The organism is Ruegeria sp. CE6 (assembly GCF_056537485.1).
In genome coordinates, this window is record NZ_JBQFRR010000001.1 from 496,690 (window position 1) to 522,417 (window position 25,728).

At 56.6% G+C, this 25,728-nt stretch carries 28 protein-coding genes; 24 read left to right on the forward strand and 4 right to left on the reverse strand.

The annotated features are described in order from the left end of the window. The first annotated feature begins 31 nt into the window (after nucleotides 1-31). From ACR0DK_RS02370 to ACR0DK_RS02380, 3 genes are read left to right on the forward strand one after another with little or no spacing between them, the layout of a single operon-like run. A complete protein-coding gene (locus ACR0DK_RS02370; RefSeq protein WP_170392533.1) occupies nucleotides 32-697 on the forward strand; it encodes a TRAP transporter small permease in 666 nt (221 codons plus the stop codon). Next, nucleotides 697-2,055 carry a TRAP transporter large permease gene (locus ACR0DK_RS02375; RefSeq protein ID WP_170594355.1) on the forward strand — a complete coding sequence of 453 codons (1,359 nt, stop codon included), beginning with the start codon at nucleotides 697-699 and terminating at the stop codon, nucleotides 2,053-2,055. Before ACR0DK_RS02370 ends, ACR0DK_RS02375 begins: the two co-directional genes overlap by 1 nt. Nucleotides 2,056-2,066: 11 nt before the next feature. Next, nucleotides 2,067-2,846, forward strand: coding sequence for an IclR family transcriptional regulator (locus tag ACR0DK_RS02380; protein WP_170392535.1), 780 nt, complete (start codon nucleotides 2,067-2,069; stop codon nucleotides 2,844-2,846). 271 nt (nucleotides 2,847-3,117) lie between these two features. Here the strand turns inward: ACR0DK_RS02380 and ACR0DK_RS02385 are convergent, their stop codons facing one another. After that, entirely contained in the window at nucleotides 3,118-4,170 is a 1,053-nt protein-coding gene (locus ACR0DK_RS02385) for a LacI family DNA-binding transcriptional regulator (RefSeq protein WP_480567412.1), read from the reverse strand. Nucleotides 4,171-4,326: 156 nt separating this feature from the next. Here ACR0DK_RS02385 and ACR0DK_RS02390 point away from each other — a divergent pair, with 156 nt between their 5' ends. From ACR0DK_RS02390 to ACR0DK_RS02460, 15 genes are all read left to right on the forward strand, one after another. Then, nucleotides 4,327-4,518, forward strand: a complete 192-nt coding sequence (locus tag ACR0DK_RS02390; RefSeq protein ID WP_170392536.1) for a hypothetical protein — start codon at nucleotides 4,327-4,329, stop codon at nucleotides 4,516-4,518. Between the two features lie 31 nt (nucleotides 4,519-4,549). Then, nucleotides 4,550-5,695 (forward strand): TRAP transporter substrate-binding protein, encoded by a 1,146-nt coding sequence (locus tag ACR0DK_RS02395; RefSeq protein ID WP_170392537.1) that lies wholly within the window; start codon nucleotides 4,550-4,552, stop codon nucleotides 5,693-5,695. A gap of 102 nt (nucleotides 5,696-5,797) precedes the next feature. After that, nucleotides 5,798-6,313 (forward strand): TRAP transporter small permease, encoded by a 516-nt coding sequence (locus ACR0DK_RS02400; RefSeq protein ID WP_170392538.1) that lies wholly within the window; start codon nucleotides 5,798-5,800, stop codon nucleotides 6,311-6,313. A 15-nt stretch (nucleotides 6,314-6,328) separates the two neighbouring features. Continuing rightward, complete coding sequence (locus ACR0DK_RS02405; protein ID WP_170392539.1) at nucleotides 6,329-7,660, forward strand: TRAP transporter large permease; 1,332 nt, start codon at nucleotides 6,329-6,331, stop codon at nucleotides 7,658-7,660. A 36-nt stretch (nucleotides 7,661-7,696) separates the two neighbouring features. Next, the gene (hisD, locus tag ACR0DK_RS02410; protein WP_170392540.1) at nucleotides 7,697-9,004 is read left to right on the forward strand and encodes a histidinol dehydrogenase; all 1,308 of its coding nucleotides are present in this window, start codon (nucleotides 7,697-7,699) and stop codon (nucleotides 9,002-9,004) included. Nucleotides 9,005-9,012: 8 nt separating this feature from the next. After that, nucleotides 9,013-9,750: an SDR family oxidoreductase gene (locus tag ACR0DK_RS02415; protein WP_170609663.1), complete on the forward strand. Its 738-nt coding sequence runs from the start codon at nucleotides 9,013-9,015 to the stop codon at nucleotides 9,748-9,750. Further along, nucleotides 9,747-10,709, forward strand: a complete 963-nt coding sequence (locus tag ACR0DK_RS02420; RefSeq protein WP_170646665.1) for an alcohol dehydrogenase catalytic domain-containing protein — start codon at nucleotides 9,747-9,749, stop codon at nucleotides 10,707-10,709. The genes ACR0DK_RS02415 and ACR0DK_RS02420 overlap by 4 nt, the downstream gene beginning before the upstream one ends. Nucleotides 10,710-10,727: 18 nt before the next feature. Then, nucleotides 10,728-11,033, forward strand: coding sequence for a UxaA family hydrolase (locus tag ACR0DK_RS02425; protein ID WP_170392543.1), 306 nt, complete (start codon nucleotides 10,728-10,730; stop codon nucleotides 11,031-11,033). A gap of 12 nt (nucleotides 11,034-11,045) precedes the next feature. Then, nucleotides 11,046-12,224 carry a UxaA family hydrolase gene (locus tag ACR0DK_RS02430; protein WP_170392544.1) on the forward strand — a complete coding sequence of 393 codons (1,179 nt, stop codon included), beginning with the start codon at nucleotides 11,046-11,048 and terminating at the stop codon, nucleotides 12,222-12,224. Between the two features lie 208 nt (nucleotides 12,225-12,432). Further along, nucleotides 12,433-12,849 carry a universal stress protein gene (locus tag ACR0DK_RS02435; protein WP_170402133.1) on the forward strand — a complete coding sequence of 139 codons (417 nt, stop codon included), beginning with the start codon at nucleotides 12,433-12,435 and terminating at the stop codon, nucleotides 12,847-12,849. Between the two features lie 155 nt (nucleotides 12,850-13,004). After that, entirely contained in the window at nucleotides 13,005-13,892 is an 888-nt protein-coding gene (locus ACR0DK_RS02440; RefSeq protein ID WP_170402136.1) for a helix-turn-helix domain-containing protein, read from the forward strand. Nucleotides 13,893-14,005: 113 nt separating this feature from the next. Then, nucleotides 14,006-14,959, forward strand: a complete 954-nt coding sequence (locus tag ACR0DK_RS02445; protein WP_170513551.1) for an alpha/beta hydrolase — start codon at nucleotides 14,006-14,008, stop codon at nucleotides 14,957-14,959. A 58-nt stretch (nucleotides 14,960-15,017) separates the two neighbouring features. After that, nucleotides 15,018-15,512 carry a nuclear transport factor 2 family protein gene (locus ACR0DK_RS02450; protein WP_480615073.1) on the forward strand — a complete coding sequence of 165 codons (495 nt, stop codon included), beginning with the start codon at nucleotides 15,018-15,020 and terminating at the stop codon, nucleotides 15,510-15,512. Between the two features lie 53 nt (nucleotides 15,513-15,565). Beyond that, nucleotides 15,566-16,072 carry a nuclear transport factor 2 family protein gene (locus tag ACR0DK_RS02455; RefSeq protein ID WP_170420457.1) on the forward strand — a complete coding sequence of 169 codons (507 nt, stop codon included), beginning with the start codon at nucleotides 15,566-15,568 and terminating at the stop codon, nucleotides 16,070-16,072. Between the two features lie 111 nt (nucleotides 16,073-16,183). Then, nucleotides 16,184-16,876 (forward strand): SDR family NAD(P)-dependent oxidoreductase, encoded by a 693-nt coding sequence (locus tag ACR0DK_RS02460; RefSeq protein WP_480615075.1) that lies wholly within the window; start codon nucleotides 16,184-16,186, stop codon nucleotides 16,874-16,876. A gap of 3 nt (nucleotides 16,877-16,879) precedes the next feature. Here ACR0DK_RS02460 and ACR0DK_RS02465 read toward each other — a convergent pair whose 3' ends face one another. Continuing rightward, complete coding sequence (locus ACR0DK_RS02465; protein ID WP_223116903.1) at nucleotides 16,880-17,716, reverse strand: LysR family transcriptional regulator; 837 nt, start codon at nucleotides 17,714-17,716, stop codon at nucleotides 16,880-16,882. Nucleotides 17,717-17,807: 91 nt separating this feature from the next. Between ACR0DK_RS02465 and ACR0DK_RS02470 the strand changes: the two genes are divergently transcribed. After that, a complete protein-coding gene (locus ACR0DK_RS02470) occupies nucleotides 17,808-18,803 on the forward strand; it encodes a quinone oxidoreductase family protein (protein WP_223116904.1) in 996 nt (331 codons plus the stop codon). A gap of 37 nt (nucleotides 18,804-18,840) precedes the next feature. Next, nucleotides 18,841-19,581 carry an SDR family oxidoreductase gene (locus ACR0DK_RS02475; protein ID WP_480734692.1) on the forward strand — a complete coding sequence of 247 codons (741 nt, stop codon included), beginning with the start codon at nucleotides 18,841-18,843 and terminating at the stop codon, nucleotides 19,579-19,581. Between the two features lie 28 nt (nucleotides 19,582-19,609). Here the strand turns inward: ACR0DK_RS02475 and ACR0DK_RS02480 are convergent, their stop codons facing one another. Next, nucleotides 19,610-20,497: a MurR/RpiR family transcriptional regulator gene (locus ACR0DK_RS02480; RefSeq protein ID WP_170392553.1), complete on the reverse strand. Its 888-nt coding sequence runs from the start codon at nucleotides 20,495-20,497 to the stop codon at nucleotides 19,610-19,612. A 130-nt stretch (nucleotides 20,498-20,627) separates the two neighbouring features. Between ACR0DK_RS02480 and ACR0DK_RS02485 the strand changes: the two genes are divergently transcribed. From ACR0DK_RS02485 to ACR0DK_RS02500, 4 genes are all read left to right on the forward strand, one after another. Continuing rightward, entirely contained in the window at nucleotides 20,628-21,710 is a 1,083-nt protein-coding gene (locus ACR0DK_RS02485; protein ID WP_480592720.1) for an alcohol dehydrogenase family protein, read from the forward strand. Beyond that, nucleotides 21,707-22,285, forward strand: coding sequence for a dimethylsulfonioproprionate lyase family protein (locus ACR0DK_RS02490; protein WP_480734693.1), 579 nt, complete (start codon nucleotides 21,707-21,709; stop codon nucleotides 22,283-22,285). Before ACR0DK_RS02485 ends, ACR0DK_RS02490 begins: the two co-directional genes overlap by 4 nt. 25 nt (nucleotides 22,286-22,310) lie before the next feature. Further along, entirely contained in the window at nucleotides 22,311-23,417 is a 1,107-nt protein-coding gene (locus ACR0DK_RS02495; protein ID WP_223116906.1) for a mandelate racemase/muconate lactonizing enzyme family protein, read from the forward strand. A gap of 107 nt (nucleotides 23,418-23,524) precedes the next feature. Further along, complete coding sequence (locus ACR0DK_RS02500) at nucleotides 23,525-24,646, forward strand: aminotransferase (RefSeq protein ID WP_480734694.1); 1,122 nt, start codon at nucleotides 23,525-23,527, stop codon at nucleotides 24,644-24,646. On the opposite strand, the gene ACR0DK_RS02505 is transcribed toward ACR0DK_RS02500, so the two are convergent. Next, complete coding sequence (locus ACR0DK_RS02505) at nucleotides 24,643-25,725, reverse strand: ABC transporter ATP-binding protein (protein WP_170420443.1); 1,083 nt, start codon at nucleotides 25,723-25,725, stop codon at nucleotides 24,643-24,645. The two genes, ACR0DK_RS02500 and ACR0DK_RS02505, sit on opposite strands and share 4 nt — an antisense overlap. Nucleotides 25,726-25,728: the final 3 nt, after the last annotated feature.

Sequence of the window (25,728 nt, forward strand, 5' to 3'; positions counted from 1 at the left end):
CAACTTTATACCGACTGGGAGGACGGGGTTCATGTCGTTTTGGGCAGACATCGGCGCGATTTTCAGCGCCTTTCTCAGCCAGGATTCGTTCGAGATTCAATCCGCACTGGAATCCGACGCCGCCTGGGTGTTGGGCGCGATTGTCTCGGCGATTGGCGGAATCGTGATCATGTTGATCTATCGGGCGGTGCCCTTTGTTGAACGTCATCTGGAACGGTCGGTGATGGTGTATTCCTACCTTGCGATCGCATTAATCATCTTCTGGGGCGTGATCGACCGGTTTGTGTTCAACGATCAGGAACCCTGGTCGACCACCATCCCCCCGCTGCTGTTCATGGTCATGGCGTGGTTTGGGGCGTCGTATAACGTCCGCCTGCGCACACATTTGAGCTTCAGCGAATTCCGCACTGCAATGCCGAGGGCTGGGCAATTGGCTTGCCTGATACTCGACGCGATATTGTGGTTCATCTTTGCGGTGATCGTCATCGTGACCACAACACGGCTGGTGGCATTGTCGGCATCAAACTTTCAGATCGTTCTGGGAACAGACAATATCATGCAGTGGTGGTTCCTTCTGGCCGCACCGCTGTCGTTCTTTCTGATGGTCGGGCGCGTGTTTCAGAACCTTGCCGATGATCTGAACAACTGGAAAACAGGCGAGCCGCTGATCAAGCAGGCCGTGATCGGAGCAGACTGATGACAGACGGAACTATGGTCACACTGATCTCTCTTGCGGTCACCTTTCTGTTCATGCTGGGCGTGCCGGTTTTGCTGGTAATCGGCTATTGGGTCATCGGCTGTTCGTTTGTTCTTGGCCTGACGCTGGACAACATGGGTGCTGAACTTCTGAACGTGTTCAACAAGGGTTTCGCCTTGCTGGCGATGCCGCTGTTCATCCTGACCGGAGACCTGATCAATAAATCGGGGATCGCGAGACGTCTCAGCGATTTTGCTTATGCCTGTCTGGGCTGGATACGCGGCGGGCTGGCGATGGCATCCCTTGGGGCATGCGGATTGTTCGCAGCAATCTCAGGCTCAAACTCGGCCACAACCGCCACGATCGGATCGATGCTGCACCCTGAGATGGTCAAAGGGGGTTATGACGAACGGTTCAGCGCGGCCACGGCGGCGGCAGGCGGTACGGTGGGGATCATCATTCCTCCCTCGATTATCTTTATCGTCTACGGTTTCCTGATGAACCTGCCGATTTCCGAGCTATTCGTGGCGGGTATCCTTCCGGGCGCGCTGATGGTTTTTGGCATGCAGTTCGCCTGCTGGATCATCTGCCGCATGAACGGGTGGGGTCATCTGATCCCGCTACAACTGAACCGGGTGCTGAAGACCGCATTCGGTGCCTGGCTTGGGTTCTTCGCCATCGGGCTGGTGTTGTGGGGTATATACACAGGCAAATTCTCACCAACTGAGGCAGCCGGAGTGACGGTCGGCTTCTGCGTTATTGCAGGGTTGGTCAGCTATCCGATCAATCGGATCATGGGCGCGCGGAACGACATCTCACCCACCGAAAAAAGCTATGCCGAGATGTTTGTCGTCGAAGGCTTCACGATCCCCGAGATCCCCTCAATCGTGATCCGCTCGGCCCAGATCACAGGTATCCTCGCACCGCTGATCGCGATTTCTGTGGTGATGCAGCAGATCCTGTCATTGCTTGGCGCTCAGCAAACCATTGGGGATTTCGTAACCTCGATGGGTGGCTACTATGCGGTTCTGTTTACTTCGATGGTGATCGTTTTCTTCTCGGGCATGGTACTCGAAAGCCTGCCTGTCACGATTATCCTGGCCCCGATCCTGGCACCGATTGCGGCCTCGGTCGGGATTGATCCGATCCATTTCTCGGTAATCTTCCTTGTGGGGGCTTCGATTGGCTTCATCACACCACCCTACGGTCTCAATCTCTACGTGGCATCAGGGGTGACTGGCGTTCCCTACTTCCGTCTGCTTCGGTACACTGTGCCCTATCTAGCAGCGCTGATATCAGTGTGGATTTTGATCTCGCTTGTACCTGATCTGGCCTTGATCCTGCTGCCAAATAACTAGACTGTTGCGGGATGGCCGAAACGGAAACACAAGACAAAGAAACCCAGATCCCAACTAACTTGCGCCTTCTCCTCATCCTTGAGGAGGTGGCGCGACGCGGGGTTGCCGTCAAACCATCGGACCTGATCGAGGCACTCGGTCTGGCGAAACCAACAATCCACCGTTTGTTGCAAACAGCAGAGGCCGAAGGTTTCCTGCAGCGTGATCTGGATGGCCGCTCATACGGTCCCGGGCACCGTCTAAGGTTGCTTTCAGTCAACACCATGTCGTCCGAGCATCTGCGCACAGCGCGTTTGGCGATCTTACGCAGTGTCGCCGAGCAGGTTGGTGAGACATGCAATCTCGCCATTCCTGACCGAGAGGGCATGATCTATCTTGACCGGGTTGAGACGAAGTGGCCTTTGCGCATTCAATTACCGGTCGGGACACAGGTTCCCTTTCATTGCACCGCCAGCGGCAAGATGTACTTGTCCACGCTCCGGCAGAAAACACTGGATGGATTTCTTTCAGCAGGAAATCTGCAGCCACAGACTGAAAGTTCCCTGACCGATCCGCAGTCATTGCGCACGGAAATCCAACATATCGCTCAGAACGGTTATTCCACTGATGATGAAGAGTTCATGAGTGGAATGGCAGCCCTAGCAGTACCCGTTCAAGATGGGCAAGGCCGATTGGTGGGCACACTTTCGGTTCATGCACCGACACAACGTCACAACGTCAACAGCCTGATGTCGTTTCTGGGTATCCTGAAAAAGGGGGCAAATGAACTTTCGGCTCTGTTAACCACGTGACCAGAACCTGAAAGACAGCCGCGACAAAATAATTTTTGCCCGATTGCCGCGGCAGGCATCGTCCGGTTCGGAGCATTCTGCATCGCAACGGATGAGCCGCGTACAAAGGCCTTCCTCACAGCTTTCTTAGTCTGCTAGCCATAAACTCTTAGTCTAAGAAATACTCACACCAGTAGTTCAAGTTGGATTGGCCGTGCATGCCGAATCCGGGTCGTACATCGTTGGTAGATTCGAGCGGGTAGATTTCCAGAGATAGCCCTCAAGGTTGGGATCACACAATAGTGCGGGCAGGACCGAGTGATTGACGTAGTCTTATTTCTGTCGGCAACTCAACACTTTGACCGCTGTGCGCATCACGGAGTATCTGGATCAGCATCCCAGCGGCGCGACGCCCCATCTCGCGATGCGGGACATGTACCGTCGTAAGAGCGGGTTCGGCGAGCATTGCAATTTCGATATCGTCAAAACCGGTAATTGAGAGGTCTCTAGGCACCTCAAGCCCCATTTCCCGAGCCGCACGTAAGGCTCCGACCGCCAAAACATCATTGACGCACATCACGGCAGTCGTTTCTGGTGCGGCTGTCATGACCTCGCGCAAAGCAACTTCACCAGTTTCAACGCCGTAAGCGGTCTCGACAAGAAACATTGTATTCGGGTCTTGACCGGCCTCTTGTTTGGCATCCCGAATGCCTTGAACGCGTTCCCTTGCCCGATCATTCGAAGCGGTCGGAGCAGAGATACACGCGATATGCCGATGCCCATATCCAATGACCTGCCGGGCAAGGGCAAACATCGCAGCCCGATTGTCAAAGCCGATGGCCGGCGGGGATTGGTCAGGATCAAATGACCAGGCGATCAGAGTTGGTACACGCTGCTTTTCCAGAAACGCATAGATTTCCGGTTCGCGATCGTACCCAATCAGCAGCAACCCATCTGCACCCCGCGCTACCAACGCACGCACCTGTTGTTCTTCCAGCTCTGAATCATAGGCGGACGAAGCAACCAGAAGCGTTTTACCATGCCTCACCAGCTCTTCCTGAAACGCCTGTAATCCGCGTGCAAAAACAGCGTTCTCCATAGTCGGTATCACGGCGGCGATGGTATTTGTCTGCCTTGCTGCAAGGGCTTGGGCTCCGAAATTTGGCGCGTACCCAAGTTCTCGTACGGCTGCCAGAACTCGTTCCCTTGTGCTTTGCCCTACCCGCTCTGGCGAGTTCAGGCACCGCGAGACAGTTGCGGTGGACACGTTCGCATGTCGGGCAACATCTGCAAGGGTTGGGACTGTGTTTTCGTGACCGCTTTGAGGCATGGTTTTTCTTGTCATTCTGGATGGGCAACTAGCTCAAGACAAATTCTATCAAAAGCACGATTTGTCGGGAACCTACAGCACATATGCAATGTAAGCGCTTGCATAACAAAATGTAAGCGCTTACATTGCGGACGACTCAGTGCGAGACATTGGATGGGTTGGGGAGGACGCATGCCATACTTGATAGCTGGAATATTGCTGCTCGCGTTTGTAGCGAACGTAGTGATCGGAGCAGTCTCGAATGCGCCCTTGGTCAACAATATCTGGGAAATGTTGATCTTGTTTGCCGCGGCCATCGCCTTTTCGATCGGCATTCTGCGGAGCGAAGCAAAAGAAATTTCGGAGAAAAAATCAAAGGAATAAATCCGAAAAAAGTCCAACGGGAGGAGAACACATGGACAAGACTAAACAGGAGCTGGCTTCGGCCGAGCGTCGGAATTTTTTGAAACTCGCGGGCACCGGCTCGTTCACGGCGGCCATGGTCGCCGGCGCGGCTGGGACATTGTGGTCCAGCGAAGCGGCAGCACAGACCGCCGCCGAGGAACGCGATCGCGAAAACGCGGCTGAATTCAAGATGACGTTGGCAACGGCCTATGTTCTGGGCGCGTCTCGCAGCTATCCGATCATGCAGTTGGACCTGAAAGAAAACATCCAGAACATGACGAATGGCAAGGTCTATGTGAAACTGGCGCCCGGTGGTCAGCTTGGCGCTGGTGGTGCACTGGCGCAGGCGGTTCAGGGGGGGACCATTCAAGCCGCGCAACACTCGCTGTCGAATTTCGCACCCTTTGCGAGCGTGGTTGATCTGATCAACCTTCCATATTTCTGTGGGTCCAACCAGCGGTTCACGAACCTGACTTCCTCCGAAGCTTGGAAGGCGGAAGTAGACCCCAAGATCGCGGCATCCGGCTTTAAAGCGCTGATGTATATCGTGATCGATCCGCGCGTCGTCGCTGTTCGCCAGGGAGGCAACGCAATTATCACCCCCGGCGATATGTCCGGTGTCAAATTCCGCGTACCCGGATCAAAAATGCTGCAGCAGTATTATGGCATGGTGGGTGCGAACCCGACGCCTGTTGCGTGGGGTGAGACTCCGTCAGCGATCCGGCAAGGCGTCGCAGATGCGCTTGATCCCTCGGTGGGCGCGCTGCATGTCTTTGGCTTTGGTGAGATCCTCAGCCATGTGACCTTCACTCAGGCGGTGCCGGACAGTCAGGTCTATTCGATCAACCTTGAATGGTTCGACAGCCTGCCGATGGACGTCAAGGAAGGTATCGAATTTGCGGGCGAAGTCACCCAGCAGCAGAACCTGTCCAAAGTGCCTTCGGCACGGGCCTACGCCATGTCTCAATTGATCGCGAACGGCGTCGAGTTCCACTCGCTAAGCGAAGATCAGTTGGGCGAATGGAAAGAGGCCGGTGGCTATCAGCGCAGCGAATGGGACAGCTTCAAGACCGAGCTGGCCGGATCGATGGATGCGTTCGCCAAGCTGGAAGAAGCCGCAGACACGCGTGCGAAATACTACGTGCACGACGCCTGATCGCGTCTTCGGGCCGACGCGTCCAGCGTCGGCTCATCCGATGTTTGTCCATTAAAAACCCACTAGAACACGTCGCCGCCGCGCGACGGCAGTGAGGATGCCATGTCTCAGCTCTTTCGAGCGATTGATAAAAATGCCGAACGTTGGCTGCTTTTAGTCTTCTACGTCATGCTCGTCGGCACGATGTTTATCGAAGTGGTCCGGCGCGAGGTCTTTGCCTACTCGTCCATCTGGGGCGAAGAAATCGTCCGGTATGCGTTCATCTATCTCGCATGGATCGGTGCCGCCGCTGCGGTCAAGGAACGCGGGCATATCCGCATTGATGTTCTGATGCACTACGTACCGCGCACGGTCAAAACGCTGCTCTATATCTTCGGCGACATCGTGATGTTCATCGTGGCGCTCGTCGCGATCTATTGGTCGTGGGAGACAGTCCACGTGTCCTGGAAATTCGGGTCTGTCACACACGGCCTGCGGATCAGCCAGGTCTTTTTCCTCATGGCGGTGCCGTTTGGCTTCGCGCTGGTCATCTTTCGGCTGGTGCAGTCCTTCCTCCGCGATATTGCCGACCTTCGAACGGGCCGTCCCGTCTACGAAGGCGACAAGCTGTTTGATTAAGGGAGGGCCTGAGCCATGATGTGGCAACAACTCGGCGGTCAAACTCTTGAACTTGGGTGGGATTTCTACGCCTCCGTCATTCTCTTCGTCGCTCTTGTCGCGCTCGCCGTTCCGGTCTGGGCCGCAATAGGCGCTGCCTCAATCACTATGCTGATCATGTCTGGTGCGCTTCCGCTGAGCCTTGTCGGTGAAAAGCTGTTCTCGGGCATCGATGCCTTCGCGCTGACGGCCGTACCGCTGTTCATCCTGACCGGTGACGTGCTTGTCCGAACCGGGCTCAGTCGAAAGTTTCTGGACGTCGCCGAAGCCCTGACCTGTTGGGCCAAGGGTGGCTTCGGTTCGGCCACCGTCCTTGTCTGTGGCATGTTCGCGGCGATCTCCGGGTCGGACGCAGCAGGTGCGGCAGCGGTAGGGCGCATGACTATCGACCGGCTGGTCGAGAGCGGTTATCCCCGCCCCTACGCCTGTGCTTTGGTCGCAGCAGGAGCCTGCACCGGCATCCTCATCCCGCCCTCTATCGCCTATATCATCATCGGCCTCGTGCTGGGTATAGCGGTCTCGACCTTGTTCCTTGCTGCGCTGATCCCCGGCCTCTTGATCCTGACGGCCATCCTGATCACCAACGTCGTGATGAACCGGCTGAACCTTTGGGAAGGCGGCGGCATGATGACCGCAGCTGAATGGCGCGCGAACCTGTGGAAGACGGTCAAGTCCGGCTGGTACGCTTTCCTTGTCCCCGGCATCATTTTCTACGGCATCTTCTCGGGGAAACTGACCCCGACCGAGGCAGGTGCCGTGGCGGTCGTCGTGACCATATTCATCGGGTTTATCCTGGGCACACTGAAATTGTCCGACTTCCCGGCCATGCTGGTCAGTTCGGCCAAGGTCAACGGTGTGATCCTTCCGATCATCGCCTTCTCGATCCCTCTGGCCGAAGCTCTGGCGATCATTGGAGTGCCGCAAGGATTTGTCGGAGCTTTGACCTCAGTCAGCAGTAACGAATTCGTACTGATCGCCATGATGGTCCTTATCCTGATCATTGCGGGCTGCGTTATGGAAACGACGCCCAACATCGTGATCCTGGCACCGATCCTCTACCCGTTGGCGCAAGAGATTGAGATGAACCAGATTCAGTTCTGCATCATGATGATCACCGCGCTGGGGGTCGGGTTTATTACTCCACCCTTGGGGCTGAACTTGTTCGTGGTGTCGGGGATTACGGGCGAGTCGATCCTCAAGATCGCCTACCGCGCCATCCCGTTTGTTTTCTTCATGCTGATCGTGACGTTGATGATCGCCTATATCCCGGCGTTCTCTACCTCGCTGTTGCCTGATGTCTATCGATAAGCCGCCGAAAGACGCGGTAAGAAAAGGACCTAATTCATGACCCGTGAATACCTGAAGAAAGCCACGCTGACCGCGCGCAGCGGAGCGTCGGATGTCAGTGAAATTGTGCAGGGAATCCTGACCGACATTGAGACAGGTGGCGATGCCAAGGCGTTGGAATACGCAGCCAAATTCGACAACTACGAAGGCAACGTCATTCTCAGCGATGCCGAAATCCAGGCCGCGATGGATGCCGTGCCAGAAAAGCTGAAGCGCGACATCGAGTTCAGCCACAGCAACGTCAAACGCTTTGCCGAGGCACAGAAAGCGTCCATGACCGACATCGCAGTCGAGGTTGTGCCGGGCCTGACCGCTGGCCAGAAGATGATCCCGGTGGATGCAGCCGGTTGCTACGTCCCAGGCGGGCGCTACAGCCATATCGCCAGCGCGATCATGACCGTGACGACGGCGAAGGTGGCGGGATGTAAGCACATTGTCGCGTGCTCACCGCCGCGCCCGGATGTCGGTATCGCGCCTGCGATCGTCTACGCCGCGCATATCTGTGGCGCCGACAAGATCATGGCCATGGGCGGCGTGCAGGGGGTTGCGGCGATGACCTTCGGGTTGTTCGGGCTTCCCAAGGCTAACATCCTTGTGGGCCCCGGCAATCAGTTTGTGGCCGAAGCAAAGCGTATCCTGTTCGGGCGTGTCGGCATCGACATGATCGCGGGCCCGACGGACAGTCTGGTCCTTGCGGATGTCACTGCTGATCCGATGGTTGTTGCAACTGACCTCGTTGGGCAGGCCGAGCACGGATACAACTCACCGGTTTGGCTGGTGACAGACAATCGCGACCTCGCCGAAGAGGTTATGCGCTTGGTTCCAGTGCTGATCGAGGACCTGCCCGAAGTGAACCGCGAAAACGCTACGGCTGCGTGGCGCGATTATGCCGAGGTCATCCTGTGCGCGGATCGCGAAGAAATGGCGGCGACATCGGATCAATACGCCCCGGAACACCTGACAGTCATGGCCGATGATCTTGATTGGTGGCTGGATCGGCTGACGTGCTATGGGTCGCTTTTCTTGGGCGAAGAGACCACGGTTGCCTTTGGCGACAAAGCCTCGGGCACCAATCACGTGCTGCCCACGAGCCGGGCGGCCACTTACACCGGTGGCCTCAGCGTCCATAAATACATGAAGATCGTGACCTGGCAGCGCTCGACCGCTGATGCGATGAAGCCGATTGCGCAGGCGACGGCCCGTATCTCACGCCTTGAAGGTATGGAGGGGCACGCGCGTACCGCGGATATTCGACTGGCCAAGTTCTTCCCCGATGAAAACTTTGACCTGACAGCCGAAGACTGACCCAACCCGTGACCTATCATCCTGATCTCACTGGACATACCGCTCTTGTGACCGGGGCCAGCTCCGGCCTTGGTCGCAGAGCGGCAGAGGTACTGTCGCATGCTGGCGCTAAGGTCGTGGGCGTGGCGCGACGTGCAGAAGCGTTGGCCGAGCTGGATCAGGTTCATGCGCTGCCATGGGATCTTTCGGATCGCGATCGGTTGGCAGAGCTGGCCGTTGCCGCGTCGCAGCCGTTTGGGGCACCGGATATTCTGGTGCATGCCGCCGGAATCAACACGCGCGAGGCTGCGGATGATGTATCGCCTGAGGGGTGGGACATCACACTGGGATTGAACCTTGCCGTTCCCTTCTTTCTGTCGCAGCACCTAGTGCCCGATATGAAGGCCAAAGGCTGGGGACGGATCGTAAATTTCGCATCGCTCCAGTCCAGCCGAGCTTTTCCAGGTGGGCTTAGCTATGGGGCGTCTAAGGGCGGCGTGGCACAGCTGACCCGAGCAATGGCCGAGGCCTGGTCATCAAGCGGAATATGCGTAAACGCGATTGGCCCTGGGTTCTTTCGAACCGAGCTGACGGCTGCAGTGTTCAATGATCCTGAACGCGCGAACCGTAATGCTGCGCAGACCTGTATCGGTCGCAACGGTGAGCCCAAAGACCTCGACGGCCCGTTGCTGTTCTTTTGCTCTGATGCCTGTGCCTACGTGACCGGGCAAGTTTTGATGGTTGATGGGGGGTTTACAGCGAAATGAGAGCGTTAGTCTACACCGATGTAGAAACACTGGAATACCGCAATTTCGCGGACCCGGAGCCCGGCCCCGATGAGGTTCTCGTCCGTATCGATAGCGTCGGCATTTGCGGGTCCGACATGCACGCCTATCTGGGCCATGATGACCGCCGCCCGGCACCGCTGATCCTCGGCCATGAAGGGGCCGGAGTGACTGCTGATGGTCGCCGCGTAACCATCAATCCGCTGGTAAACGACCCCAACAGCGCGGCCAGCCGGTCCGGACGTGAGAACCTTTGCCCCTCGCGACAGATCATCTCAATGCCGCCGCGCGAAGGCGCTTTTGCGGAATATGTCGCTATCCCAGAGCGCAATTTGATTGAAGTGCCCTCGCATATCACGCTGGAGCAGGCCGCACTCGCCGAACCGATTGCGGTCAGCTGGCATGCGGTGCGGCTGGGGCTTGCGGCCCTGCACCCGGCAGACGAACGGCGTGCCCATGTGATTGGCGGCGGGGCAATCGGGCTAGCGGCAGCTCTCGCGCTCACTGCGATGGGGGTCGAGCAGGTGACCTTATCCGAACCCAACGCAGCCCGTGCGACCTATCTTCGCGACACCTGTGGAATCGCCGTTGTGGACACACCGGAACAGGACATTCCATTGGTGATCGACGCAGTGGGGTTTGCGTCTACCCGCGCGGTTGCCTCGGCGCTCGTCAGCCCGGGCGGGGTGATTTTGCACATCGGCCTAGGCAGTTCCGAAGGTGGATTGGATATCCGACGCATCACGCTGCAGGAAATCACGCTGATCGGCACCTACACCTATACCGCACAGGACTTCCGCGACACATGCAATGCCATGTTCAACGGCCGCCTCGGGACGCTTGACTGGGTTGAAACCCGCGACCTGTCCGACGGGGCCGCGGCCTTTACAGACATTCGCGCTGGCAAGACGCTTGCGCCGAAAACCATCCTTAAACCATAGCAAAAACCGGAGACCTTCATGTCAAATCCAGCCCCAAATGAAATACCGCACCTTTTGGTGCATGAAGAGGAAGACAATGTCGGTGTCGTGGTCGTTGAAGGCCTGACTGCAGGCACCGACATGCTGTGCTGTATTACACATGACAACTCGACCTTTCGCCTGACCGCAGGCGCGGATGTTCCGATTGGCCACAAGATTGCGCTCACGGACCTCAAGAACGGCGATACGGCGATCAAATATGGCGAAGACATTGGTAAGATCATCGCTGACATCCCACGCGGCGGGCATGTCCACACGCAAAACTGCAAGACCAAGCGCTGGTAAGGGGTTAATACCATGAGCAAATATTCAAACATGACTGTCATGGGCTACCGGCGCGAAAACGGCCGGGTTGGTGTGCGCAACCACGTGCTGATCCTGCCCGTCGATGACATTTCCAACGCCGCCTGCGAGGCAGTCGCCAACAACGTCAAGGGCACGCTGGCAATCCCACACGCTTATGGCCGCCTTCAGTTCGGTGAGGACCTCGAGCTGCATTTCCGCACTATGATCGGCACAGGGGCCAACCCGAATGTCCACTCGGTGGTCGTCATCGGCATCGAGCCGGGTTGGACCAAACGCATTGCCGACGGCATCCGCGAGACCGGCAAGGACGTGGCAGAGTTCTCAATCGAACAGAACGGTGATTTTGAAACCATCCGGCGCGCTTCATGGGCCGCCAAGGATTTTGTCCACAAGGCCACCGAGGTCCAGCGCGAGGAATGCTCGATCAACGAGCTTTGGATTTCGACCAAATGCGGTGAAAGCGACACGACAACGGGTCTGGGGTCCTGCCCAACCGTTGGCAACATGTATGACAAGTTGCTGCCCGAAGGGATCACCGGGTTCTTTGGTGAAACCTCGGAAATCACCGGGGCGGAACATATCTGCCAGAAACGCGCCATCAATGAAGAAGTGGGCGAACGCTGGTACAAGATGTGGAAAGCCTATCAGGACGATGTAATCTTTGCCCATCAGACCGATGACCTCAGCGACAGCCAGCCAACCAAGGGCAACATCGAAGGTGGCCTGACCACCATTGAGGAAAAGGCGCTTGGCAACCTCGAAAAGATCGGCCGGACTTCGCAGTATATCGACATTCTGGAACCTGCCGAGCAACCTAACTCGGGCAAAGGCCTCTACTTCATGGACAGTTCATCAGCTGCGGCGGAATGTGTGACGCTGATGGCGGCGGGCGGTGCTGTGATCCATACCTTCCCGACAGGTCAGGGCAACGTGGTGGGCAACCCGATCGTTCCGGTCATCAAGATCACCGCGAACCCGCGTACAGTGCGCACCATGGGCGAGCATGTGGACGTTGATGTTTCAGGCATCTTGCGGCGCGAACAAACCATCGATCAGGCTGGTGATGCTCTGATCGATATGATCCGCAGGACAGCAAACGGCCGTAACACCGCGGCAGAGGCGCTGGGACATCGGGAATTCTCGATGACAAAACTGTATCGCAGCGCATAGTAACCTCAAGGCGGCCATTGCATATGCGGTGGCCGTCTTTCTCTTGAACCGAGGTCCAGAATGGGCGCGGCTCGAGGTGTTTGGCCACTAAGGCAGGGCGGGGTCCTGGGCAACAGATCAGAACCTTTAATTCTGAAAGTACTTATCAAGTTATGATGCACCAAGCCCTGCTCGTTGACATCGCCGAAACTCACTGGGAGTGCTTTACATGTATAAATCCATATTGATCCCCGTTGCCATTGATCATGAAGAGTTGGTTGCCGAGAAAATCACCACTGCCCGCAAGCTTTTGGCAGCTGACGGAAAGATCACACTACTTACAGTTCTGGAACAGATCCCGGGTTTTACGGCGGAATTCGTGACAGTGAAATCCGAGAACCATCTGACCAACAAAATCATGGGAACCCTAAAGTCGATCGCCGGAGAAGCGACCGATATAAACTGCCAGGTAGAAACGGGAAAGCCAGGGCTGCGCATTACCGAGTTCGCACGTGAAATCGGCGCTGATTTGATTGTTGTCGGAGCGCATCACCCATCGGCAATGGACTATTTTCTCGGATCAACGGCAGCGCGTGTTTCTCGTCGGGCATCGTGTTCCGTCTTGATTCAGCGACCGCAATCTTGAAAATTCTCTAAGCGTCGACCCGAACGCTACGGCTGCGTTGCGAGAAGCAGGTGGCCACGGAACCACTCCATGGGTTCGCACCCCTGTTGGATGTTTTCAACCGTGTGCGATCGACGCCAGCGAGAATTGCCCAGGTACACTATGGGAGCCGACGATTGCCTTCGAGATATGCGGACATTTACCCCTCGGAACCTTTACTAAACAGTGATGCGATCGAGCGGCCTTCGGCTGCAGGGTTGATGTCCGTTCGGTATTTCCGGGCTGAGCCGGATCAGATGCCCGAGGATGTTTTCAAAGAGCATCACGTGCTTCTCAATCTCCAGACCATTCCGCACAGAGTTCAGAACTGGAGGGATGGTGAGTTGCGGGATTTCATGTTTCACAAGGATGAAATCATCGTCACTCCGGCTGGTATGCGATCGGGTTGGCGGTGGTACGCGACGTCTGATGTCATCGTTATCACACTGGACCCGGCTAAGGTTGAACGCTTTGCTCAGTCCGAGCTGGGCATGCTGCTTGACCCGCAGCAATTTCGGGATTTGCCGCAGTTCTCGGACCCTGATCTGTGCACGGCTGGCGTTATACTGCGTGACGCATTGGAATCGACCGACATGTCTTCAGTCGTGATGTTCGAAGCCATGAGCCGCGTATTCCTAGTGAAACTGCTCCAGAAATATGGAAAACGCCGGATCGAAGATGTTCAGTTGTCATCCCGCTTCACATCCCGGCATTACCAGCGCGTTTTGGCCTTTGTACAGAACCGGCTGGATCAGACCATAACCGTTGAGCAGCTCGCGACCGAGGCGGGAATGAGCCCTTCGCACTTCGCACGTATGTTCAAAGAGACGTTGGGCACGACCCCGATGCAATATGTCATGGCCTACCGAATTGAACAGGCGATGAAGATGATGCAGGACCAGCAGCGTCCTCTGGGTGATATCGCTTTGGAATGTGGCTTTTCCGATCAGGCTCATTTCACGCGCAGCTTTAAACAGGTGGTGGGACAAACCCCCAAGGCTTATCGCGCGGCCAACATGGCTTGATGCAGGATCATTCAAAAACACAGCAGTCCGGTGCAATCAAGTGAACCTCCGGCAACGTATCTCTTTCGTCATCGGGCTTGCGCCCATCCAGACAGACTTTGGGAGATATCGCGATGAAAACCCTCGCTCTGAATACCGCTGCGGCTTTAATGGCCTCGACAGCTGCCGTCGCACAGGTCGAAACCCGCATTGTCACCTTTGAGAATGAAGGTGCCACCCTATCCGGCACACTGTACCTACCCGAAGAACGCGGCGATGCACCATTGCCAACGGTCGTGGTCACAGGGGCCTGGACCTCGGTACAAGAACAGATGCCGGCGAACTATGCCCGGGAAATGGCCGAACGCGGATTTGCCGCCTTCACCTTCGATTTCCGAGGCTGGGGTAAATCCGGCGATCTGCCGAACCAAGCGCGCTTTGTCGAAAGCCCCGAAGCCAAGACCTCGGACATCAAGGCAGCGATCGAATTCATAGCGACCCTGCCAGAAGTGGACGCCGAGCACATCAATGGGCTGGGTATCTGCGCCTCAGCGGGTTATATGGTCGATGCCGTCTCGGGCAACCCGCTGGTTCAGCGACTTGGTTTGGTTGCTCCCTGGCTGCAGAACGCCGAAATTGTTGAGGCCGTCTACGGCGGCGCAGAAGGTGTTGCCGGCTTGCTTCAAGTCTCTCGGGCTGCCGAAGCCGCCGGGGGCCAGATCATTCCTGCCGCGGGTCCAGAAGGTGCCGAAGGCGTGCTGATGCCGATCGGTGGTTACTACTATGAGGCTGACCGTGGGGCGATCCCGGAATATGATGACAAATGGAACAATGCAGGCTGGGAAGGCTGGCTGACCTACCATCCCGCCGACAACCCACAGCGTCTGGACAAACCGCTGACCATTGTTCACTCTGAAAGCGCAGCGATCCCGCAGGGCGTGCAGACCTTCCTTGCCGGATTTGCCGGTGACGCGACTGCGCAGTGGCTCGAGGATGTCACGCAGTTCGATTTCTACGACAACCCCGAGGACGTGACACGGGCGGCCGACGCCGTTGCCGACCACTTCCGCGCCGGATTGGATAATTGATCCTGCTGATCAGGCGTCGGACCTCGCTATCCGACGCCTCATTCCCTTGGAGACCCCAATGACCCGAAAACTTCAACTAGCACTCGCGGTCGCGACCGTTATGGGAGGCAACGCAATGGCCGATACCCCCGAAGACAATATGAAAGTGGTTCAGAACTTTTTTGCGGCTTACGGCTCGAACGACCTTGATGGAATCGCCGCTGTCATGGACGAGGACGTACAATGGCACATTCCCGGCCGCCATCCGCTGAGCGGCACCAAAAACGGTCGGGATGAAGTTTTGGCCTTCTTCGCCCAGTTGGGCGCAGCTGGGTTTCAGGCTGACCCGATCTACTTTGGCGCGGATGAAACCCATGTTGTAGATATTCACCGAGGCTGGTCCAACGCCGAAGGTAAGCCGAATGTCGATACCATCTGGGCTCTGGTCTACCGGATCGAGAACGGCAAGATCGTCGAGGCCACCAATCTCAGTGCCGATCAGGATGCGGCGAATACGTTTTTTTGGTCGCAATACAACTTAGCGCCCGTGCCTGAACGCTTGGCTAATGAATGAAGCAGGCGCAGCAACGCACGTTGCTTTGTACAACTCTGACAAAGGACTCGGATATGAAACGATCCCTCATCGCCATGCTCACCGCCATAACAATGATTGGAGGCCCTGCAATGGCCGATCAAACCGACATCACCCGCACCCTAACGGATATCGCTGCAGGCGCAGACCGGCATGATTGGACCCGTGTAAGGGATGCCTTCGCCGATCACGTCACCATTGACTACACCAGCCTTTGGGGTGGAGACCCGGCAACCCAACCCGCTGACGAACTTGTTGCGGGCTGGGCCGCCTTCCTGCCCGGGTTCGACAGCACGCATCACATGGTGACCAACCACGCAATCACCTCAGTTTCAGAAACCGCCGCGACGGCGCAGGCTGATTTCACCGCTACCCACCGGCTTGACGATGGCCTATGGGTATTGGGCGGCCGCTATGACTATGCGTTGGAAAAAACAGGTGAACGCTGGGTTGTGACAACGATGACGATGACCGCTCTTTGGGAAACCGGCGACCGTGGTCTCGTCGCCCTCGCTGGTGAACGCGGGGCCGGGGCCAACTGACATCAGTTAACGCCGCATCGTTGCGCGCCGGCTGCCTTGCCAGAGCGATGTTGGCAATCTCACTATTAGGCTTTGCTTTCGGTTAACTGACGAAAATTCAAAGGAAACCTCATGACCGAACAACGTATCGCACTTGTGACCGGAGCCAATCGAGGCATCGGTAAAGAAGTCGCCCTACAACTGGCCCGCGATCATGGATTATTTGTTTTGGTAGCATCGCGCGACCCGCAAAAGGGACAAGCCACGGCCGAAGAGATTGGGCATGGAGCTAGGGCCTTGCAACTGGACGTGTCCGATCAGAGCTCGGTCAACGCTGCCTTTGATAAGATCAACTCCGAATACGGATATCTCGACATACTGGTAAACAATGCAGGCGTTGACTACGACACGGATCAGCACGCGCTCAGCGCCGACCTGGTGCGCGTGCGTCGTGCTTTCGAGACCAACTTCTTCGGAGCCTGGGCAACAACCATTTCGGCCGTTCCCTTACTTCAAAATGGTCATGATGCCCGGATTGTAAACGTGTCTTCCGGCTCAGGAGCGCTGACAGGCATGTCATCCAGCACTCCTGGATATGGCATCTCGAAAACAGCGCTCAATGCGCTGACCATCAAGACTGCGGCTGATTTGAAACCCGAAGGCATCCTTGTCAACGCAGTGTGCCCCGGCTGGGTCGCCACTGACATGGGCGGGGGTGGTCGCCCGGTGTCCGAAGGGGCCAAGGGCGTCGTGTGGGCTGCAACACTGCCCGTGAACGGTCCAACAGGTGGTTTCTTTCGGGATGGGGTGCAAATTGATTGGTAGGATTTATCTCGGCGCCATGAAATCGATCAGTTTCCTGACACGCTCGGGCAACAGGCGACGGCTGGGATAAACCGCATACATGTCTCGAGTCAGCGGGACAGTATTCTCAACTTCCAGTCGTCGCAGATCGCCCTCCACCATATCCTTCGGCAACATCGCTATCCCCAGATTACGACGAGCGGCCTGTGCTATGACATCAAGGTCGCCAATATTATGGGCTATGTGGGCTGGATTCACCGTCTCTCCCGTTTCCAGTACCCAAGGTTGACCCGCCATCAGCGCAGGAAGAGTCTGGAACTTCGGTCGCGTTAAAGGACCCGAAAGCCCGTGCTCTCGAATGAAGCCCTGCCCTGCGCAAAAACAATATGGAACTGACCATAACCGCTTGGCAACAAGACCGGAGTCCGCAAGCGGACCGACCCGAAAGGCGAGGTCGATATTGTCCGCGAAAAAATCCAGCATGATGTTAGTCGTCGTCAGTTCAAGCTGGACCTGAGGATTTTGTTCGGCGAAATCCACCAGCTTTGGCCCAATCGTTGTACGAGCTGCCAAGGGTGGGGCCGTAATGCGGATCGTGTGGTGCCGCGTGTCATCGGTAAAACCCGCAACACGCTGAAGCGCTTCAATCGGATCCTGACAACGATCCAGAAGACGGCGCCCCTCTTCGGTCAGGCGCACCTGCCTTGTCGTGCGCTCGAATAGCTTAGCGCCCAGATGATCCTCTAACATGGCAATCCTGCGACTAATCCTGCTAAGCGGAATACCCAGCCGATCTGCAGCTTTGGAAAAGCTGAGGTGGTGGGCGACAACAGTAAACAGGCCAAGGTCGTTGTAGATCATAATTCTATTTATGAGATAATACCTTCTAGATTCAACGATTATCACGAAATGGCGTCATCGCTATCTTCTGCGAAACAAAAGGAGATGCATGATGCCGTACGCGATAGAAATCACCCAAACTGGCGGGCCCGAAGTTCTGCGAAGCGTTGACCAAGCTGTCGCACAGCCCGGTGCCAGAGAAATCCTGATCCGTAATCATGCCGGGGCGGTAAATTTTATCGATACGATTATTCGCCGTGGCGAAATGCCAGAGGGCATGATGCCAGACCTGCCCCATGTACCCGGCGTTGAAGGTGCCGGAATCGTCGAAGCGACGGGCAAAGATGCCGTTGGTTTCGCCGTGGGTGATCGCGTCGCATGGATGGGCCCGATTGGTGCGGGCGGCTATGGTACGCATTCCGTAATAAGTGCACCTTATGTAACCAAAATTGCCGATACCATCGCCTTTGAAACCGCAGCAGCAATCCCTGTAAACGCAATGACGGCCTATCACATGCTGGTCAATCTGGGCGGTGCGGCGGCCGGAAGATCCGTACTGGTGCATGCGGCTGCAGGCGGAGTGGGCACGATGGCCCTCCACATCGCCAAGCATCTGGGCATGACTGTGATCGCTTCGGTCAGCACTGAAAAGGTCGGATACGCCCAGGCGCAAGGAGCAGATTTTGTCATCGACTATCGTACTCAGGACGTGGCCACGCTGGTGCCAGAGATCACAAGTGGGCGCGGTGTTGATCTGACGTTGAATCCGGTTTCCGGTGACTCCTTGAAATCAGACCTTGATGCGCTGGCTCCCCTTGGAACGGCTGTGCTCTTCGGATTCCTTGCCGGGCCGCCAGCTGGCGATTTTGCCGAGGATCTGGCGAAACACTTCCAGAAATCTGTCTCAGTGCGGGTCAGCGATATTTACACGTATTTTTCCAACCGACCAACTGCATTCGGCGCGGACATGACCAAGGTATTCAAGCTGTTGGAAACTGGCATTCTGCGTCCTCAGATCACCACATACCCAATCGCCAAGGCCACGGAAGCGCATCGCCGCCTAGAGGCGGGTGAAACCACCGGCAAGTTGGTGCTCAGCATCGATTGACTCATTTAACAAACACGACAAGCAAGGAACCAAAGCAATGAACTCGGTTTTCGAAACGGACCTCATCGGCAAACACGTTGTTATCATTGGCGGCAGCAGCGGCATGGGTAAGGCCACCGCAAAGCTGGCGGTGGCGCTTGGTGCGAAAGTTACCATCGCCAGCCGGAGTCCCGCCAAGCTGGAAGCAGCAGCGGCAGACATCGGAGGCGAAGTTCAGATCGCACCGGTCGATACCACCAACGAAACTGGCATGAAGTCCTGGGCCAGCGGCCTTGAAAAAGTAGATCATCTGGTCATCTCTGCCTCAAGCGCAGCGCGTGGGGCCTTCGCCGAATTGCCAACCACTGACCTGCGCGCGATGTTCGAGGCTAAATTTATCGGGCCCTATGTGGCGGCGCGTGAAGTCTTGCCTGTCTTGACTGAAGGCGGCTCCATCACCTTCTTTTCTGGCGTCCTCAGCCGCCGACCCTCTGCCGGTGCAACGGGTCTTGGGGCCGTGAACGCGGCGGTCGAAGCCCTGTCCAAGGGGTTGGCATTGGAGCTATCAAACCGTGCGCGTGTGAACTGCATCAGCCCTGGAATGGTTGCGACCGAGGCTTACGCGGCAATGTCGAATGAGGCTCGCGAGGCCATGTTCGCTCAGGTTGGTAACAGCCTGCCCGTCGGACGCATTGGTGAGGCAGAGGACATCGCCCAAGCTGTGATAATGGCAATGACAAATGGCTATCTCACAGGCGCTGTGCTGGATGTGGATGGAGGTCACCTGGTGCGTGGCTGAATGGCCAATGCGGATTGGCCTGATCCAATCAGGGCTCTTCCGCGTGATATAGGCCTAGCTGATGGCGACGCTTGTGAAAGGTCGCCACTCTTTCGACAATCTCGTCGCTGGCCACTGCAATGACGAAGGACAAAAGCGTTTCGAGCAATGCGATAGTACTTACTGATGACGGGAAGAATTGCGGCGTATCCGCCGAGATGACGAACCCGTGTTGTGCATTGCGCAGAACAGGGCTGGCTGGGCTGTCAGAAAGACCGACCACCGTCATGCCCTGCTCTCGGGCAACTTGCACCGCCTCGACCACTTCATTCCGATAAGGTTTGCAGGTCATCGCAATTAGCACATCGCGTTTGTCCGCCCATGCCAGATCGTCAATCGGATTTGATCCGGCGCGCGGGATAGCATGAAACTGCACCATGCCCGTCGAGGCCAGATAAACAAAGTTTCGCGCATTCGAATTGTTCACACCAACGCCCAGCACGAACACGTTACGCGAATTCCAGATATCTTCAGCGGCGGCTTTCAGCTGTTCGGACGAGATATTGGCAAACGTCTCCTCGACATTGCGCAGGGCGTCCTGAACCATATCCGCATAAAGCCCGCCCATATTGCCGGACTTACGAATATCCTGCAGCCAACGCGCGCGCTCCGGGAAATCGGCCTGCCCGCGCCTGATCGCCTCGCGGAAGGGAACTCGGAAATCTTCGTAGCCTTCGAACCCCACCTGCCGCGCCATTCGGACAATGGTATTGGGTTTCACATTGGCGGCTTCAGCAATTTCGCGTACAGTCGATACGCCCACGTCGCGCGGGTTCTCAAGCACATAGGTCGCAGCCTTGCGTGCCTCGGGTGTCAACTGAGACAGTTCTTCCGCCAGCCGTTCCAAAACTAAATTTGATACATCTGTCCCATTCATGATTGACGATGGTATTTTTGTTTGCATACGGTGTCGAGACCAAATCGACTCAGGGGGCCGGACCGATGTCTTTCAGCTCACTCCCGCGCTTGATTGAGGTCACCGTAAATGCATCGACGGAGTTTGCCGCATGGCCCAATCCGAGACAATGAAGGCGATGGTCACCATGGGGCACGGTGATCTGGATCAGATGATCTGGCACGAAAACTGGCCCTGTCCCACTCCCAAACCGGGCGAAGTTCTGATCAAGGTCGGTGCCTGTGGCCTGAACAATACCGACGTAAACACTAGGTCCGGCTGGTATTCTAAAACAGTCAGCGATGCGACCACCGGTGGCGCGTTTGAAGAGGTCGGCACTGATGACCCAACCTGGGGCGGAGCGCCACTGGCCTTTCCGCGCATTCAAGGGGCGGATGTCTGTGGGCAGATCGTTGGAGTTGGAGACGGCGTGGATCCAAACCGCTTGGGCGAGCGTGTGATAACCGATTGCTGGTTGCGCGATCCAACCGATCCGGTGAACAAGGACAAAACCGGCTACTTCGGATCAGAGCGAGATGGCGGCTTTGCTGAATACACAACGATCCCGGCCGTCAATGCGATAGCCATCCAATCAACACTTTCAGATGCTGAGCTGGCAACCTTCTCCTGTTCCTACTCAACCGCCGAAGGTATGCTGACCCGCGCCAAGGTCACTGCGGCTGACACTGTTCTTGTTCCGGGCGCATCTGGCGGCGTCGGTGGCGCTCTGGTTCAACTGGCCAAGCGCCGAAATGCGCGGGTCATCGCGATGGCGTCGGAGGTTAAGCACGACGACGTGGCCCTCTTGGGTCCAGATGTCATCCTGTCCCGCGCCCCCGATGATTTGCGCAAATCGTTGGGAGACGAAAAGATCACGGTCGTTGCCGACGTGGTGGGCGGGTCATACTGGCCGCAGCTTATCAGCATTCTTGAACGCGGCGGACGCTATACCTGCTCGGGCGCCATCGCGGGCCCTATGGTCGAGTTCGATTTGCGGACGTTCTACTTGCGCGATCTGACCTTTACAGGCTCGACCGTCATCGACCCCGAAGTAATGCAAAATCTTGTACGTTATATCGAAGCGGGCGAAGTAAAACCGGCCCTGGCCGCAACCTACCCTCTAAGCCAATTGCATGAGGCACAAACCGCCTTCATCGCGAAGAAACACACCGGAAACATCGTGGTGATCCCATGACGTTGGATGATGTTTTATTGGCTGCCAGGCGATTGCATCAGAACCACCCGGATTTGGCGGGTTTTGGGGGTTGGCCAACAGATTTATTCAGAACGGACTTACAGCCCGCACAGATTCCGGCAACCCGGCTTGTCAGCAAATTTGGTCTGAACGGTACGCCCGAAACACAGGCATTGGTTACGGCTATTGCAGCAACTGCTGAGCAAGCGCACTGGAAACTGACCTATTCCGAATCCGAAGTCGGTGCGGATTTCTTGTCTCGATACGGGTATTACGAACTGTTCGGACCCAGCGGGCATTTCCATTCGACCCAACTACGCGGTTATGTCGCCTATTGGGGCGCAGGTCTGCAGTATGACTGGCACAGCCATCAGGCTGAAGAGCTATACCTGACGCTCGCTGGAAAAGCCTGTTTTAAGGTTGAAGGGAATGCACAGCTTGTCGGGCCGGGCCAGACCCGCCAGCATGAAAGTTGGCAAAGCCACGCCATGACGACAAGCGATCATTCAATCCTGACCTTTGTCTTGTGGCGGGGCGATGGAATGGATGATCTGCCTCGGATGGATGCCGCATGACATACTGCGTCGAGGTGAAACCAAAATGAAAATTGCCGGGATTTCTGTCTTTCAAATCGACCTGCCATTGGAGCATCCATACTGGCTGTCAGGCGGGCGATTGAAGTTTGAGAAGCTCGATGCGACGCTGGTCAAGATTGAAACCGACAAAGGGCTTGTTGGTTGGGGCGAAGGCACGCCCTGGGGGCATACCTATGTACCCGCCCACGGCCCCGGCATACGGGCCGGGATCGAGACGATGGCACCGTTTGTTCTTGGCCTCGACCCGCGGCGAGTTCTGGATGTTGAACGCGCGATGGATCAGGCCCTACCCGGGCATCTCTACGCCAAAAGCCCGATTGACATGGCGTGCTGGGACATAGCCGGTCAGGTTGCTGGTCTTCCGATTGCTGATTTGATGGGGGGAGGGTCGCGTACGCCGCGCCCAATCGCATCCTCCGTAGGAGCCAAGACAATCGAAGAAACCCGCGCCGTCATCGAACGATACCGGCAGCGCGGCTATATCGCCCATTCCGTCAAAATCGGCGGCGATGTGGCCCGTGATATCGCCCGAATCCGTGACATGGAAAGCCTGCGCAATCCCGAAGACATCATCCTCTATGACGTCAATCGCGGCTGGACGCGGCAGCAGGCATTACGCGTGATGAGTGCGGTCGAAGACCTCAATGTCATGATCGAACAGCCTTGCGAAACACTGGATGACATTGCCGCGATCTCAGGCAAACATGCTTCGCCTGTTTCCGTTGATGAAAGCCTTGTGACCCTTCAGGACGCGACGCGCATAGCCCGCGATGGCATTGCCGAAATATTTGGCATCAAGCTCAACCGGGTCGGCGGGCTGACCAAAGCGGTCCGAATGCGCGATGTCGCGCTGGCGCATGGGATTGACATGTTTGTAATGGCAACCGGTGGTTCTGTGCTGGCGGATACCGAAGCGCTGCATCTGGCGGCGACAATTCCGGATGCGAATTGCCATGCTGTCTGGGCCTGTCAGGACATGATCACCGTCGATATCGCCGGTGGGCGTGGGCCGAGAAACGTGGATGGCCACCTGCATCTACCCGAAACACCGGGCCTTGGCGTTCACCCAGATGAAGATGCGTTGGGTGATCCTGTGGCGATCTACCGGTAACGATACACGCCTCTTGTGCAAGTTCGATAACGGTCATCTGCCGAGGTTGACCTTGCCGCTTCGCCATGGGAACGATGCGCGATGGCTTAGTCGAACAGGATAGCGCGATGAAGATCGAACCCTTTGGCGTCGAAATCTGGATGGATGAATGGGAAACCCGCTGCGCCTATAACCTTGCAGAGACTTGCGTCGAGAGCCTGAGTATCGCCGAGCTTTTGAAGCTTTCCGGCAAAAACTCGGATGATCTGTCTGAATTGTTGGGGATGAAAATGACCTATGGCGCGATCCGGGGCTCGGACCGGCTGCGCGATGCGATTTGTAGCCTATATGAACAGCAAAAGCGTGAGAATGTCATCGTCACCCATGGCACCATCGGTGCCAACATGCTGGTCCACAAAACGCTGGTCGAGCGCGGCGACAAGGTGGTGGCCGTCGTGCCCACCTATCAGCAACACTATTCCATCCCGGCCAGCATCGGCGCGGAGGTGACGCAGATCCATTTACGGGCCGAGAACGCTTATTTGCCCGATCTTGAGGAGCTGCGCGCCGCCGTAACTCCGGGCACCAAACTGATTGCCATCAACAACCCCAACAACCCAACCGGTGCGGTGATGGATCGCGCATTCCTGCTTGAGATCGTCGAAATCGCGCGCTCCGCTGGAGCATGGTTGCTGTGTGATGAAGTCTATCGCGGTACCGGGCAAGAAGGTTCGGGCATGACGGATGCGGTTGCAGATCTTTATGAGAAAGGCATTTCAACCGCGGGCATGTCCAAGGCGTTTTCGCTGGCAGGGCTGCGACTGGGTTGGATTGCGGCCAACCCAGAATTGATCGAAGCGGTTTCGATCCATCGGGACTATGACACGATCTCGGTCGGCATGATCGACGACCATTTCGCCGCGCTTGCGCTGGAAAACCACGACAAGATTCTGGCGCGCAGCCACGCCATAACGCGCGGCAACCTCGCCATGCTGGAAGAATGGGTCGAAAGCGAGCCCAAAATCAGCTGGGTCAAACCCAAAGCAGGAACAACTGCACTTTTGTATTACGATGTCGACATGCCCTCGCGCGAGTTCTGCGTGAAACTGCTGCAGGAAACCGGCGTGATGTTCACACCGGGCTCTGCCTTGGGTCTCGAAGGCTGTGTTCGGATCGGTTACGCCAATACTCCGTCGATCATTCGCGAAGGGCTGGAAAAAGTTTCCACCTTCCTTGCGAAGCTCGACTAGCGCCTCATCGACTGACCGTTGTGGAACAGATGCACCTTTTCGGGTGCCGCCGTGACCGAGACGGTTTTTCCTCGCAGATTGCGCTGAACACCAGGTAGTTTTGCAATCACGGCCTCCCGTCCATCCGGGACTGCAAAGTAAAGCAGCGTGACCTCACCCAAAGCTTCGGTGAAATCCACCAAGCCGGAATAAATTGGTGTTCCATCAGTGATGTTTAAGTCCTCAGGCCGGACACCGATATTGACCTTTTTGCCTTCGTCAGCGGCATCCGTCGGGATTGATGAGATTGCCACGCCGCCATCATCCAGCGTGACGGTTGTTGTCTCTCCTGTCGCGGTAATAGTCCCGGGCAGCAGGTTCATTGCTGGTGAGCCGATGAACTGCGCGACAAACTCGTTATCTGGCGTCTCATAGAGTTCCAGCGGCGTGCCAACCTGCGCAACTCCCTTATTGGCCAAAACCACAATGCGGCTGGCGAGTGTCATCGCCTCGACCTGATCGTGGGTGACGTAAATCATCGTGCTGTCGGGCATCGCCTCTTTCAGGCGTGCAATCTCGATCCGCGTCGCCACGCGCAGGGCAGCGTCGAGGTTCGAAAGCGGCTCGTCGAACAAATATACTTTGGGGTCGCGCACGATGGCACGACCGATGGCAACGCGCTGGCGTTGTCCACCAGACAATGCCTTGGGCAGGCGATCCAGCAGGGGTTCAAGCTGTAGAATCTGGGCCGCGCGCTCCACGGCGGCATCAACCTCAGCGCTCGGCATCTTCGCGATCTTGAGCGCGAAGGCCATGTTTTCGCGCACCGTCATATGCGGGTAAAGCGCATAGGACTGGAACACCATCGCGATGCCGCGTTGTGCAGGTGGCACATCGTTCACCACCTGCCCTTCGATCTCAAGCGTACCGCCAGTGATCTTTTCAAGGCCCGCGATCATCCTCAGCAAAGTGGATTTTCCGCAACCTGACGGGCCGACAAAGACAATCAGTTCGCCTTGCTCGATCTCGAGATCGATATGTTTCAGAACATCGATAGGACCATAGGATTTGGCCACATCCGTAAGCTTGAGTTCCGACATGGT